We start from the raw sequence: 13,651 nt of genomic DNA on the forward strand, positions 1-13,651 counted from the left end.
TTTTCCATTCGGTCTCCTAGACTCCGGCTCGCTCAACGGCGGGCCACTGCTGTTCAAGGAGCTTGCGCAGCTCCTTGGCCTCGGATTTAAGTCCGTGGTCTTCTCCGCGGGCCAGCAATCCGTATTCGATGACCCGCTCTTCACGGCCCGAGCCGTCAACGGAGGTCTTGATTTTCACCCAAGCACGGCGACGCGGGGTGAAGAGCGAGATGCCCAATCCCAACAGTGAAAGGGCTGCAAAGACCGCGACGGGGCGCCTGCTCGGGTCGTAGGCGATGTCCACGCCGATATAGCGCTTGAGTCCGTCAAAGGAAATGCTTCCCTTGCCGTCGGGCAATTCGTAGGTCTGCCCGGCACCTAGCACGATGCCGCCGGCCTCGAGGTGGCGGTTGTTCATCTCGGTGAGCCGGTCGGTTTCCAGCACGTAGACGTTTTGCGGCATGCCGTCATCCAGCCCCAGGTCCCCATAGTAGGAATTCAGCTGGAGCTGCGGGTTAATGGCGTTCGGGTCCCCGGAAATCGCGAACCCTGTCTCGTCCGTCATCGCGGTGGGCAGCAGAAATCCCTGGAACCCCAGCTGGTCCGGCTTCGCATCGGGGGCCTTGATGACCATCAGGGAGGTGTACATGCCATCCTGCGGCACGGAGACCACCGGGCCGCTGAAGACAACGTCACCGTTGCCGTCACGTACGGTGACCACCGGTGCGTAGCCGTTGCCGACCAGGTACATGTCCGCGCCATCGATGCGCAGCGGGTGGTTGACTCGGATCGTTTCCTGCTGGGGTTCCGCACCGGGGCTGCGACGGGTTTCGACCTCGGCGGTGAAATCGAGGGGCTGGCCGAAGTGCGTGGTCGATTCGCGGTCGAAGGTGACGTTGAACTTCTCGAGCTTCACCGAGTAGGGGTCCAAGGAGTCTTCCTGGAACCAAGTGCCGGGCGTGAAAGCGTCGTAGGACACCAGGGAGTTGACGAACGTGTCCCCCTCGACCAACAGGTGCTGCCCGTTGTAGCCAAACGCCCCACCGATACCCACCGAGGCCAGGAGTCCCACCAGAGACGTGTGGAACAGGAGGTTGCCGATTTCCCGGGTGTATCCCCGTTCCGCGCCGACCGACGGGTTGGCCCCCTCGGTGCGGGCTTCGGAGCGGTATCCGCGTTTCTTCAAGAGCGCCGCGGCTTCCCTGGCGATTTGCGCGTCGCTGAGACCGGACTCGGAGGCCGGCTGGATCCGGATGGCTCCATTCTGCGGCAGGCGGTCCAGCCGCGAAGGCGTCCGTGGCGGCGGGGTTCGCAGCGCCTGGGCGTGCTTCTTGACCCGGGGCAGGATGCACCCGATCAGGGAGATGAACAGCAGCAGGTAGATCGCCGAGAACCACACCGAGGAATAGACATCAAAGAGCTGGAAGCGGTCAAGCCACTGGCCAAGCACCGGCTTGTTGGCCAGATAGGTGGTCACCTGCTCCGGGTTCACCGAGCGCTGGGGAAAGAGCGAGCCGGGCACCGCCGCCACCGCCAGGAGCAGCAGCAGGAAGAGTGCGGTGCGCATGCTGGTGAGCTGGGTCCAGGCCCAGCGGAGCATCCCAAGGAACCCGAGGGCCGGGACCGCAATGTCTTTTTTAGAAACTTTTTTCGCCATTAGATGGGCAACCTGACCTCGTTGGTGAACCAGTCCTGCAATTGCGTGACCCACGAACCCCACAGACCGGTGGCCATCAGGAGTCCCAGCAGTATTAACATGCCGCCGCCGAAGCGCATGATCGCCAGCTGGTGCCGGCGGAAGAACTTCATGGTGCCCATTCCGCGGCGCAGACCAAGTGCGATGAAAACAAACGGCAGGCCCAAGCCCATGCAGTAGAAGAACGTCAACAAGGCGCCCTTGGCGGGGTTGGGATCAATGCCTGTGCTCATCGCAAGGACTGCCGCCAGCGTGGGCCCAATGCACGGTGCCCAGCCCAGGCCGAAGGTGACACCGAGAACCGGGGCACCCCAGAGTCCTGCGGGCGGTTTGCGGTGGATCTTCGCATCGCGTTGCATGAACGAGAAACCGCCCATGAACACCACTCCCATGAGGATCACCAGCACGCCCAGGAGTTGGGTGACCCAAGAACCTTCGAATCTCATCCAGACGGCGATCTGTGAAAAGACCACGCCCGCCAGGACAAAGACGGCAGTGAAACCGAGGATGAACAGCCCAATGCCCGCGACCATGCGACCACGCTTCTGTTCGGCGAGGTCGGCGCCGGACAGGCCGGTGACGTAACCCAGGTAGCCAGGCACCAAGGGCAGCACGCACGGGGACAGGAAGGAGACCAGTCCCGCAAGGATGGCCACGGGGACCGCGAGGATCAGCGAACCGTCCTGCACAATCTCTGCAAACTGGTTGCCCCCCTGTGCAGGAATTGCGAGGGAAGCAACGAGCGATGAAAGCATCACAGGGCCTCGGTGAGGGCGGTATCGATCAGGGCCTTGAGCGTACTTTTTTCTGCAGCACCCAGAATGCGTGCCGCGACCCTGCCCTGCCTATCCAGCACCAGGGTGGTGGGCACCGCTTGCAACGGAACGTACTGGGTCATGGCCAGCTGGATCGCGCCCTGGGTGTCCTGCACCGAGGGGTAGGTGATGCCGAAGGTGCGTTCGAATGCCTCGGCGGCCTCCTTTTCGTCGCGCACATTGATGCCAATGAACTCGACCTTGCCCTCATATTGGCTGCTGAGTTCCACCAAGTGCGGGGCCTCGATCCGGCACGGTGCACATGCCGCGTACCAGAAGTTCAGCACCGTTGCCTGGCCCACCCAGGTGGCCGAATCAATGGTGGTTCCGTCGTAGGCCACCGCGCTGATCTTGACCGGTGCGGTGCGGGATTCCGGACCGTATTCCTCCACCGAGCCGTCACCGGCAATGTAGTTCTTGTTGTTTCCCTCCCGCGCCTACTTGGCCAGGGAGTCCTCGCCACCGGAGCATGCGGCCAAGGGCAGTGCGGCGGCGGCCAGGGCAGCGACTCGCAGGAAGGTGCGGCGTCCCGCATGCTTCAAGGGGGACGGAAGGGGGTCGGTCATGATTTCTAGCTCCTGGGATGTTCGCAGCGTTGGCCAAGAGGTCCACGCTGGGTATATACATTGCGGACTGCGAGGCGGGTTCCGGTGTTACCGGCACCGTCCCCACCGTGGATTGCTGGGGTTATTTGGCAATCTGTTCCAGTTCGGTTTCGGGGTTCGGGGATTGCGGTGACGAAAGCGTGCCGGCCCTGTCCTTGCCGGAGGTGGACTTGTTAGAGTCCAAAGGCCCCTCCCTCGACGAGGATGAACACCCCGAGGCCGATGAGGACGATCGGGAACAGGACGTGCTCCCAGCGTTCCAGGACCTCGGCAATCGGCCGGCGCGTGGCAATGAACTTGGCCAGCACCACGAGAACTGCAACCAGTGCGAGGAAGGCGATGCAGTATGCCACCACGGCGGTCGGTCCCACGCTGAGGAAAACCGGAACATAGACCCCGATGTTGTCCCCGCCGTTGGCGAAGGTGACAGCCGCGACAGTCAATACCCCCACGTTCTTGCCAGCGACTTTGGCATCATCGTCGTCGTCGGCTGCCCGCCAGGCTCGCCATGCCGCCCACAGGCCGAGGAACAGGGGGATGAGGCCGAAGTAGGGGATCGCCTGGGGAGGGAGGAATACCCCCGCGCCTAGCGCCACGAGGACGGCCGTGGCGAGGATTCCGCCAAAGCCGAGATACTGGCCCGCCAGGATCCGGGCCGTTGTCCCGCGCTGTCCGGCACCGCGGGCGAAGAACAATGAGAGCACGATGATGTCGTCGATGTTGGTGGCCATGAACAGGCCGATGGCCTGCAGGATGGAGGGGATGAGATCCATGGTGTCCTTTCAGGGTGGGGGATCGGTGGCGCCGCCTGGCTCCGGTGGCGCCACCGGTATTTTGTCCGCGCTGCGCCGGATTGCGGCAGGGCGAGTCGGACGGACTATCCGGGATTTTCTTCCGGTTGGCGCCTGAACGCCCCGAGGACCATCAAGGCGGCACCCGCGGTGACAAGGACGTCTGCGAGGTTGAAGGTGGGGAACCATCCGCTGTGCAGGAAGTCCACGACCCCGCGCCCGTCCAGCCGGTCAATGAAGTTCCCCAGTGCGCCGCCGAGCAACAGGGCCGCGCCCGTGCGGGAGAGCCCGGTCATGACCGGTTCGGAGGCCAGCAGGAACCAGGACAGGGCCGCGATAATCAGCCCGGTCGCGGCCGCGACTGTCCAGGGCGGGAGGGATGCGCCGAGGCTGAAGGCCACCCCGGTGTTGTAAAACAGCCTGATGTCCAGCGGCCCCAGGCCCAGGGACTCGCCCACGGTCAGGTTTCTCTCCGCCACCCACTTCGAGACAAGGTCGGTGGCGGCGAGCAACGCCGCCCCGCCCAGCATCACGGTCCGGGACCGGGACCGGAAGTGGCCGGACCGCCCTCCTGTGGTCCGCTCGGCTGCCGCGCTCATGCCGCAGGCTCCAACACGGGGCCGGGCTGCCGGGCGTCAAGCTGGTTTTTCCGTGCTATCCGTCCGGCACGCACGCCGTTGGCGATGACAAGGATCTCGGCCAGCTCGTGGATCAGGACCACGGCCGCCAACCCGAGGATCCCGAACAAGGCAAGCGGGATCAGGAGGGCGATCAACAGCAGGGACAGCCCGACGTTTTGCAGCATGATGCGGCGGGTCCGCCGGGCGTGGTCCAGCACCTGGGGCAGGTGGTTCAGGTCCTCGCCCATCAGTGCGACATCGGCGGTCTCGATGGCGACGTCGGTGCCCATGGCACCCATGGCGATGCCGGTGTCGGCCGTGGCCAGGGCAGGGGCGTCGTTGACGCCGTCACCGACCATAGCGGTGGGCCGGTTCGCCTTGAGCCGGCGGATGATGTCCGCCTTGTCCTCGGGGCGCAGATCGGCGTGGACCTCGGTGATGCCGGCGTCCTTCCCCAGGGCGTTGGCGGTGATGGTGTTGTCGCCGGTGAGCATCACTGTCGTGTAGCCGGACCGGGTAAGCCGGGCGATGACTTCGCGGGCTTCGGGGCGAAGCTCGTCGCGGACCGCCACGGCTCCCACTACCTGGCCGTCCTGTTCAATCAGCACCGCCGTGGCACCGGCCCGTTGCATGCGCTCCACATCAGCGGCCAGTTCACCAGGTTCGATCCACCCCGGGCGGCCCAGGCGCACCCTTTGGCCCTTGAGCAGGCCTTCCAGTCCGGCTCCGGGGACCGTGTCCACGTCGGTGACGTTGGCCCGGTCCGGGGTCGCGGCGAGGATGGCGCGCGCCAGCGGGTGCTCGCTGCGTTCTTCGAGTCCGGCGGCCAGCGCCAGCACCTGCGCCCGGGTCGCCGAGCCGGCCGTGGCGACGTCGATGACGGCCGGTTGGTTGCGGGTGAGCGTGCCGGTCTTGTCCAAGGCGATGGTGCGGATCCTGCCCAGGGTTTCAAGCGCGCCGCCGCCCTTGATCAGCACGCCAATGCGGCTGGCCGCACCGACGGAGGCCACGACGGTGACGGGCACGGAGATCGCCAACGCGCAGGGCGAGGCGGCGACCAGCACCACCAGGGCGCGTTCGAACCAGAGCACCGGTTCCCCCACGATGAACCCGAAGACGATGATCAGGCCCGCGACGATGAGGATACCCGGGACCAGTCTTTTGGCGATGGAGTCGGCCAGGCGCTGGCCGGGGCCCTTGCGGGACTGTTCGGCCTCCACGATGTGCACGATGCGCGCCAGCGAGTTGTTCTCCGCGGTGCTGGTGACCTCGACCTCCAGCGGGCCGGTGCCATTGATGGAACCGGCCCAAACCTCGGTTCCCGGACCGGCTTCGACCGGCACCGATTCGCCGGTCAACGCCGAGGTGTCCAGGGAGGTGCGCCCGGTGACGATCCTGCCATCCGTGGCGAGCCGTTCCCCCGGGCGCACGACCATCCGATCCCCGGGGACGAGTTCTGCCGGGGATACGGTGAGCTGCGCGCCGTGGCGCAGCACCGTTGCCTCGGCCGGGACGAGGTCCAACAGGGCGCGCAGACCCCGCCGGGTCTTGGCGAGGGAATATTCCTCCAGGCCTTCGGAGATGGCATAGAGGAAGGCGAGCATCGCCGCTTCCTCTATCTGTCCCAGCAGCACCGCGCCCACCGCGGCGATCGTCATCAGCGTGCCGACGCCGATCTTGCCCTTGGCCAAGCGTCGCAGCGTGGAGGGAACGAAAGTCCAGGCCGCGACCAGCAGCGCGATGATTTCCAGCGGCAAGGTCAACCACTGCGGGCCCCCGACCAGGGAAATGATCCAGCCTGCCAGCAGCAGCACCCCGGACACGGCGGCGGCTCGCACCTCTCTCACCTGCCAGAAGCCCTCCGCTTCCGCTTCGCCAGTTCCGTCGGTGGGCGTCGTTTCGTCGCTGCAACCACAGGCGTCGCTCATCGGGCATTCTCCTTCGCGATGTCGTTTTCTCTGGCGGCGGTGCCATAGGTTGGGCACAGGCTCACCGCGTTGCCGGTTGCGGCGAGAAGAACTTCGGCCTGGGCCAGCATGTCCATGAGCTCGGGCCGCGTCAGCGAGTAGTGAACACTGCGGCCCTCTGCGCGGCCCTCAACGAGTCCGCAGTCCCGCAGGCAGGCCACGTGCGTGGACACCGTCGATTGGGCCAGCCCCAGCTCATGGGTTAGCTGGCTGACCCTCACCTCGCCATGCGCCATCCGCTTGACGATGGCGAGACGGGCTGGATCGCCCAGGGAATGGAACAGGGCGGCTGCCGGGTCAAGCCCCTTGCAGCCGTCCTCACCTCTATATTCAATCGTCATGTATCGATCATATCGTAAATTACGATATGTGGAGTTTGATGCACGCAGTGGAGGCTCCAGAGCGCGCCCCTGACCTCTATTGCCAGGAGCGTCGGGGATCGAGATAGCGCAGTCGCCGCCAGCCTTGCAAGGCAATTGCCCGGGGGGTGCCCCTATGTAAAAGTCAAGCTATTTTCAGCTCTGGAAGGTCATAGAGTGACCCGTCACGGATCATGGCGAACAGGACTGTGAGCCGGCGGTGGGCCAGTGCGATGAGTGCTTGGTTATGGCGTTTGCCTTGAGCACGTTTCCGGTCGTAGTAGGCCCGGCTGGTCGGGTCGAACCTGATCGAGGCGAAGGCCGAGAGGAAGAGCGCTCGCTTGAGGCGTTTGTTGCCGGAATGGCTGACGCGTTCGGACTTGATCGAGGTGCCAGACTGGCGCGTGTTTGGCGCAAGCCCAGCGTAAGAGGACAGCGATGCGGCACTGGCGAAGGTCTTGCCGGAGGTCTCGGCGATGATGATCGCGGCGGTCCTGACGGCGACCCCGGGCATGGATGTCAGGACCGGGTAAAGAGGGTGGGCCTCCACCATTGCCTCCAAATGCGTGGCCACGTCCACGCGCTGGGCATGCAATGAGATCAACTGCCGTGCCAGGTGCGGGAGGACCAGGCCAGCAGCATCGGTGCCGACCACGACAACATTCTGTTGGTCCAAGGCTTCCAGAATAGCCCCGGTCCACGCGGTGTGCCGGCGGGCTCCGTGCTTTTTCAGCTTCGCATCGATCCGCGCTTTGCCAGCATGCTTCAGCAGCGCCGGTGTCGGCCAGGAGGCGAGGACCTCCAGCACAGCGTCATGCTCCAGCCAGGGGCCGAGAACGCGTTCCAGCGACGGGTGGATCTGGGTGAACAATCCGCGGATCCGGTTGCTGGTTTGGGTGATCTGACGTGCTAGATCCAGGTCGAATCCGGTGAGCATGCCTAAGGTGGCTTCGTCCTCGTCAGAGAGCTGAATGCTGCGCAGCGTGTGGGGCATGGTGCGGGCAGAGTCCGCGATGATGAAGGCGTCTTTTTCGTCGGTTTTCGCCGTGCCGGGATACATGTCTGCGATGCGCCACATCGAGAGTCCGGGCAGGTAGGCCACCGGAATGCCGAGGTGCTGGGCGACGGCGACGGCCAGGGCGCCGATGGTGGCTGGCTGATCCACTACCACCAGAACGGTGCCCTTGGCACTGAGATTTTCGTAGACAGCGGTGAGTTTGGCTTCGTCGTTGGGCAGGGTCTTGTTCCAGATTTTGGTGCCGTCTTTGGTGACGGCACAGGCCCAGTGGCCTGTTTTCCCGACGTCGAGGCCGAGGAAAATGTCGACATCCGTGGTGATCATGACTAGTGCTCCTTTGAACTAATTTCTGTTCAAGGTCGGCCAACCGTCGGTAGCAAAGTCTTACATCCACGTTATGACAGGCGTCCATTTTGGCGCCGCGCCCCTAATTAGCAATCACCCTGCTGCCATCCCAATCTCGGTGGCAACACCCCCGGACTATTGGATAAGCAGGGGCAAGACACCATGCCGAGATTGGTCGGCCGACAGTCCCTATGATCCTCTTTTAGGGGCTGTCAACAACATAACGGGTGAAGGCATTCGGCATAGTTGGGCCGAATGCTATATGCCCAGTGAAGTGCCTTTCAAGCGACCCCGGAAATTGATCACTATACATTGGATCATGTACCGTGGTGTTTGATGAAAAGCGCAACCCCCACGCATACCTCGGCCTTGACGCAGTTGGGGCACGCCTTGTCAGACGGGATCCGCACTCGGATCCTGTTGGCCCTGCGTGACGCCCCCGCGAGGCCCTCTGACCTGGCCACAGAGCTGGGCGTCTCCCGGCAGTCGATGTCGAACCAACTCACCTGCCTGCGCGGATGCGGACTGGTGGCGGCCCAGCCGGAGGGCCGCAACACCTGGTACCGGTTGGCCGACCCACGGCTCGGATCGGCCTTGGGGGATCTGCTGGAACTCGTCCTCACCGTAGACCCGGATTGTTGCACCCCCGAAGGATGCACCTGCCGGTAATGGGACCGCCGATCATCAGGGAACTGCATTCCCCCTTGCCGCGCTGCATGGAAGATCCGCGCCCGGCTGCGACCATCCCACCCCAAACTCCCCACCCGTCCGGCCTGCCCTGTTGCATGCCGACCACAGAACGGAACACCACGTGAGCACCCCCATCCCTCCCAGCACCCGCTCCCCGAAGAAGCCCAAGATCGTGGTCTGGATCCTGCTGGCGACCGCCATTGTCGCGGGCGTCATCGGCTACGTCATTACCCAGGGAAACTCCAAGGCCGCTTCCCCCCAAGCCACCGACGCCGCCCAACAACAGGTCGTGCGGGAGAACAGTCGGGTGCTTTCGCAGGCGCCGGATGAGAAGGCGGTCCTGGTGGAGTTCCTGGACTTCGAGTGCGAGGCCTGCGGTGCGGCCTACCCGTTCGTCGAGGAGCTGCGCGCCGATTACTCGGAGAACGTCACCTTCGTCCAGCGGTACTTCCCGCTGCCCGGACACCTGAATTCCATGAACGCCGCCGTGGCCGTGGAGTCCGCGGCGCAGCAGGACGCCTACGAGGAGATGTATAAGAAGATGTTCGACACCCAGGCCCAATGGGGCGAATCCGCCGACAACAAGAGCGCCCTGTTCCGCACCTATGCCGAAGACCTGGGACTGGACATGGCCGCCTACGACGCCGCCGTCGCCAACCCCGCCACCGAGGAACGCGTGAAGCTCGACGTCAACGACGGCAAGGCCCTGGGCGTCACCGGAACCCCGACATTCTTCCTCGACGGAAAGATGCTCACGGTGCAGAGCCTGGATGAGTTCAGGGCCGCCGTCGCAGCGACGGCCGCCAACTGATCCGCTGCCTCCATGCCAAGGAAAGACGCCATGAGCACACCGGCCACCGCTGATCCCGTAGCCGGCCCCCGGGACCCGGCGATCCGGGTGCCCCACTTCGCCCGCCCGCGCACGTTCGGCCTCGTGCTGCTGGTCACCGGGGCCGTGGCCTGGGTTGCCTCGGCCATCCTCGTCCTAGAACGCCTGGCCCTGTATGAGAACCCGGGCCACATCACCAGCTGCGACGTGAACCCCTGGGTTTCCTGCGGGCGGGTCATGGGAACCTGGCAGTCGGAACTCTTCGGCTTCCCTAACCCGTTGATCGGCATCGTCGCCTTCGCCCTTATCCTGGCCACCGCCATGATGGTGCTCTCCGGAGCCGCCCCCGGGCGCTGGTACTGGACCGGGCTACAAGCCGGGGTGAGCCTGGGAATGGTGTTCGTCATCTGGCTTTGGAGCCAGGCCCTCTTTGAGATCTACATCCTGTGCTTGTACTGCATGGTGGTGTGGGCGGCGATGATCCCCTTGTTTATCTTGCTCACGGTCCGCAACCTCGTACACGGCGTCATTCCCGCGCCCCGGGCCGTGGTCAGGTTCGCGGCCGAGTGGGCGGGAACGCTCGTGGCCATCGTCTACGTCTTGGTCGCAGGGTCGGTCTTTCTGCGATTCCTTCCCGCTTTCGTCGGCTGACCGGTCACCCAAGCAACAGGGGCCGTCAACCGCATTTTCTACCGACCCATGGAGAGTCAAGAGATGTCCGTCGAATTAAACTCCGTTGTGTCGTGCCCGTCGTGCGGCGTAGCCACTGCAGTTCAGATGCCGACCGACGCATGCCAGTTTTTCTGGGTATGCCCCGGCTGCGGGGAACGTCTGCGCCCAGAGGTGGGGGACTGCTGCGTTTTCTGCTCCTATGGGACGGTTCTCTGCCCACCCAAACAGCAGGAACGGGGGGGCTGCGGCAAACGAGGCTTGAAGACGTTACCCGTGAAAACTCTCAGATCAAGTGACAGACTACTTTCGTGGTCCAGAGAAAATTTACAGCTTTTCCGTGGGCAAGACGATTCAGTAGGGGTTGTGAACTTCATCCTCTCGGCATTTATGCTGTTCATTTTCAAGAATCCTGCATTGAGCTGAAACTCAAAGTCGTATCGCTGGGAACCGTCCCGTAAGCCGGTCGTCATACGGGACATACGTGTTCTTGACTGGGCTAATTTTTGAAACTCCGAGTTTTCAAACATTTCAGATTCCCATATACCCCGCCCGAGAAAATGCCCGGTGAAGGTGCCTTATGCGGGACATGGGAAATGAGCGAAAGGCGCCACATCGGTTCTGGGGAAGGAAACTTCTGTTGTTGCTCGATCGTGCGCTGGCGCTCGTGCGCTATTCGTGGGAAATGTTGATTCTTGGACACTCTCTTTTACGGAGACTAGCCCTCTGGTCATTTGGCCTGAAGCCCCGGTCCTGATGAAAACGCCCGCCAGGCTGTTGCCTGTTTCCACTGTTTGGAAGTTGCATTGCCGACGGTCGACTAGCCGGTATATGCCAACAACTGAGGCTATGAACGAAATAGATTAAAGAGGGTTCCGATTGTTCGGCAATTCACTGCCAGAGTGGCCAGCCACTTGCCTTCGCAGGGCTTGGAAAGTGAAACGAAACAGCGAACTGGCCGGCTTGCAGAACCTGAATTCCAAGGGAGGCCGTCGGTACGGAGCCGGAGACCGTCAGCCGCACGGTCTAGAACAAAATTGATGCAAGGCATGCTGAGCGAGAGCTTTGCTGTTCAAGGTGCAGCAGTCGGAGAGAGCGCGTGTTGCGCGATCAAGCGAGCTTGGTAGCCGCGAATTGGGAACAGTTGGAACCGTGTTGCCCGAGGTGCTGAATCAGTTGATGACCAAGCGTTTCACGGTGCTCCTGATCGCTTCGATGACATCAATGATGGTAATTCGATGCAAGTGTTCGGCTCTCAATAAAAGGTCGATTTGTCTCCCTGAATTCAATCCCTTGATTGGTCGTAAAGTCACCGTTTCATCCAAAGTCTTTCGTGCAGTGAAGCGCGGTAGGATTCCTAGGCAACCACTGGCTTCAACCAAGGCGCCGGCGGTGGCGTAATCGTTGACCCGGTGCTCGATCCGCGGGGCTTTACCGGCTAGTGCGGCGATGGTTTCCAGAACGTCGGCCGGTGAGTACCCTGAGCGGGAAACGACCCAGGGCTCGTCAATCACCTGCTCGGGGGAGAGCTCCTCGAATTTGGCCAGTAGATGATCTCGGTGGATCGCCACGTCCAGCGGTTCGAAAGCCAGAGGTATAACACTGATTCGGTCTTCGGGCCATGGGGCCGTGTGCGGCATCCGGTGCGCCAGCACCAAATCGTACGTCGAGGTCAGCGCCGGAAAATCCTGCTGCGAGACATCTTCGTCGGAAAAGCGCAGCGGGGGCAATTGGCCTTCCGGGTAGGTTAGCAACGGGGCGAAAATGGTCTGCCCAATGGAATGGAATCCCGCGATGCGAATGGGTGTGTCCCGCTCTTGATTCTGGGTGCGGATCCTCGCCGACACCTCGGCCAGGGTCGAAGCGACTGACGCCGCGGCCGAGGCCAACAGTTTTCCCTCGGTGGTCAGGACCAGCCTGCGTCCGTCCTTCTGTGTCAGTGGCACAGGGAAATTGCGTTGCAGTTGCGCCAAATGCTGCGAGACTGCCGAGGGTGAGACAAAAAGGGCCTTCGCCACGGCGTTGACGCTGCCCAAATCCGCGAGTTCACGCAGAATCCTCAACTGATGTAATTCCATGAAGTAAATACTAAATCGTTAGATCAGTAAATCAGTGATCTTCTAAGGTGTTGTCCCGTGCAGTCGGGTGCGACACTTGAAGCAACCCCAAGTCTGCCGTGCGCGCATCCAAGTGCCCGATCCTAAGGAACCAGCATGAAAGCACTGTACAAGTCCGGTCCCCATGCAGGACTCGAACTCGTAGATCGTCCAGAACCGGAGACTAGTGCCCACGAGGTCAAGATCCGTGTCATGACCGCGGGTATCTGCGGCACCGATCTGCACATCGAAGCCTTCGACGACGCCGCCAAGGCCATGATCAACACCCCGCTGGTTCCGGGCCATGAGTTCTACGGCGAAGTCGTGGAAATCGGCGACTTCGTGCACGGGGTCAAGGTTGGCGACCGTGTTTCCGGTGAAGGCCACGTCGTGTGCGGCCTGTGCCGCAACTGCCGCGCCGGACGCAAGCAGATGTGCATCAATGTCGACTCGGTCGGCGTGCAGCGCGACGGCGCCTTCGCAGAATTCGTCGTCATTCCCGAAAGCAATGTCTACATCCACCGCGATGAGCGCATCACCCCGCTGCTCGGCGCGATCTTCGATCCGTTCGGCAATGCCGTGCACACCGCACTGCAGTTCCCCATGGTTGGCGAAGACGTGCTGATTACCGGTGCTGGCCCTATCGGCCTGATGGCCGCGGCAGTGGCCCGCCACGTAGGTGCACGCAACATCGCCATCACCGATGTTTCCGAGCAGCGCTTGGAACTGGCAAAGACCATGGGCATCGACCTGGCCGTGAATGTAGCGGATACGCGTATCAAGGAAGCCCAGCAGAAGCTGGGCATGGTTGAAGGCTTCGACTACGGCATGGAAATGTCCGGCCACAAGACTGCCCTGCCGGAAATGATCGAGAACATGAACCATGGCGGCAAGATCTGCATGCTGGGCCTGCCAAGCGCCTCAATTGACATCAATTGGGGCAAGGTCGTCACCCACATGCTCACCCTGAAGGGCATCTATGGCCGCGAAATGTTCGAGACTTGGTACGCCATGAGCGCCATGCTGACCTCTTCAGAGGTCATGCGCGAACGCATTTCCTCGGTGGTCACCGACTTCCTTCCAGCTACCGAGTGGCAGCAGGGCTTTGAAGCGGCCCGCAGCGGCCACGGCGGCAAGGTCGTGCTCGACTGGACCGTTTTCCCAGGCTAAGA

15 protein-coding genes are annotated in these 13,651 nt (G+C 62.7%); 5 read left to right on the forward strand and 10 right to left on the reverse strand.

Features of this window, described 5'->3' with window-relative positions:
- Positions 1–16: 16 nt before the first annotated feature.
- From resB to JOE62_RS05785, 9 genes are all read right to left on the reverse strand, one after another.
- Positions 17–1,636 carry a cytochrome c biogenesis protein ResB gene (gene resB, locus JOE62_RS05750; RefSeq protein ID WP_204721069.1) on the reverse strand — a complete coding sequence of 540 codons (1,620 nt, stop codon included), beginning with the start codon at positions 1,634–1,636 and terminating at the stop codon, positions 17–19.
- On the reverse strand, positions 1,636–2,430 hold the full coding sequence (locus JOE62_RS05755) for a cytochrome c biogenesis CcdA family protein (RefSeq protein ID WP_161448532.1): 795 nt from the start codon (positions 2,428–2,430) through the stop codon (positions 1,636–1,638). Before JOE62_RS05755 ends, resB begins: the two co-directional genes overlap by 1 nt.
- Entirely contained in the window at positions 2,430–2,882 is a 453-nt protein-coding gene (locus JOE62_RS05760) for a TlpA family protein disulfide reductase (RefSeq protein ID WP_338085753.1), read from the reverse strand. The genes JOE62_RS05755 and JOE62_RS05760 overlap by 1 nt, the downstream gene beginning before the upstream one ends.
- 45 nt (positions 2,883–2,927) lie before the next feature.
- Positions 2,928–3,056 (reverse strand): hypothetical protein, encoded by a 129-nt coding sequence (locus JOE62_RS16615; protein ID WP_338085754.1) that lies wholly within the window; start codon positions 3,054–3,056, stop codon positions 2,928–2,930.
- A 212-nt stretch (positions 3,057–3,268) separates the two neighbouring features.
- Complete coding sequence (locus JOE62_RS05765; protein WP_204721071.1) at positions 3,269–3,868, reverse strand: cadmium resistance transporter; 600 nt, start codon at positions 3,866–3,868, stop codon at positions 3,269–3,271.
- Between the two features lie 104 nt (positions 3,869–3,972).
- The gene (gene lspA / locus JOE62_RS05770) at positions 3,973–4,485 is read right to left on the reverse strand and encodes a signal peptidase II (RefSeq protein WP_161448526.1); all 513 of its coding nucleotides are present in this window, start codon (positions 4,483–4,485) and stop codon (positions 3,973–3,975) included.
- On the reverse strand, positions 4,482–6,434 hold the full coding sequence (locus JOE62_RS05775; protein ID WP_161448524.1) for a heavy metal translocating P-type ATPase: 1,953 nt from the start codon (positions 6,432–6,434) through the stop codon (positions 4,482–4,484). The genes lspA and JOE62_RS05775 overlap by 4 nt, the downstream gene beginning before the upstream one ends.
- Positions 6,431–6,814: an ArsR/SmtB family transcription factor gene (locus JOE62_RS05780; protein WP_161448522.1), complete on the reverse strand. Its 384-nt coding sequence runs from the start codon at positions 6,812–6,814 to the stop codon at positions 6,431–6,433. The genes JOE62_RS05775 and JOE62_RS05780 overlap by 4 nt, the downstream gene beginning before the upstream one ends.
- A 163-nt stretch (positions 6,815–6,977) precedes the next feature.
- The gene (locus JOE62_RS05785; protein ID WP_204721073.1) at positions 6,978–8,174 is read right to left on the reverse strand and encodes an IS110 family RNA-guided transposase; all 1,197 of its coding nucleotides are present in this window, start codon (positions 8,172–8,174) and stop codon (positions 6,978–6,980) included.
- A 357-nt stretch (positions 8,175–8,531) separates the two neighbouring features.
- Between JOE62_RS05785 and JOE62_RS05790 the strand changes: the two genes are divergently transcribed.
- The 4 genes from JOE62_RS05790 to JOE62_RS16825 all read left to right on the forward strand — a co-directional run bounded on the left by JOE62_RS05790 (position 8,532) and on the right by JOE62_RS16825 (position 10,809).
- Positions 8,532–8,864, forward strand: a complete 333-nt coding sequence (locus JOE62_RS05790) for an ArsR/SmtB family transcription factor (protein ID WP_161448679.1) — start codon at positions 8,532–8,534, stop codon at positions 8,862–8,864.
- A gap of 142 nt (positions 8,865–9,006) precedes the next feature.
- Positions 9,007–9,696 carry a thioredoxin domain-containing protein gene (locus tag JOE62_RS05795; protein WP_204721075.1) on the forward strand — a complete coding sequence of 230 codons (690 nt, stop codon included), beginning with the start codon at positions 9,007–9,009 and terminating at the stop codon, positions 9,694–9,696.
- Positions 9,697–9,726: 30 nt separating this feature from the next.
- Positions 9,727–10,365 carry a vitamin K epoxide reductase family protein gene (locus JOE62_RS05800; RefSeq protein ID WP_204721077.1) on the forward strand — a complete coding sequence of 213 codons (639 nt, stop codon included), beginning with the start codon at positions 9,727–9,729 and terminating at the stop codon, positions 10,363–10,365.
- 63 nt (positions 10,366–10,428) lie between these two features.
- Entirely contained in the window at positions 10,429–10,809 is a 381-nt protein-coding gene (locus tag JOE62_RS16825; protein ID WP_476729779.1) for a GDCCVxC domain-containing (seleno)protein, read from the forward strand.
- Between the two features lie 746 nt (positions 10,810–11,555).
- Here the strand turns inward: JOE62_RS16825 and JOE62_RS05805 are convergent.
- Positions 11,556–12,461 carry a LysR family transcriptional regulator gene (locus tag JOE62_RS05805; RefSeq protein WP_204721079.1) on the reverse strand — a complete coding sequence of 302 codons (906 nt, stop codon included), beginning with the start codon at positions 12,459–12,461 and terminating at the stop codon, positions 11,556–11,558.
- A 135-nt stretch (positions 12,462–12,596) separates the two neighbouring features.
- Between JOE62_RS05805 and tdh the strand changes: the two genes are divergently transcribed.
- Positions 12,597–13,649, forward strand: a complete 1,053-nt coding sequence (gene tdh / locus JOE62_RS05810) for an L-threonine 3-dehydrogenase (protein ID WP_204721081.1) — start codon at positions 12,597–12,599, stop codon at positions 13,647–13,649.
- The last annotated feature ends 2 nt before the right edge of the window (positions 13,650–13,651 follow it).

The organism is Glutamicibacter nicotianae (assembly GCF_016907615.1).
GTDB lineage: Bacteria > Actinomycetota > Actinomycetes > Actinomycetales > Micrococcaceae > Glutamicibacter > Glutamicibacter nicotianae.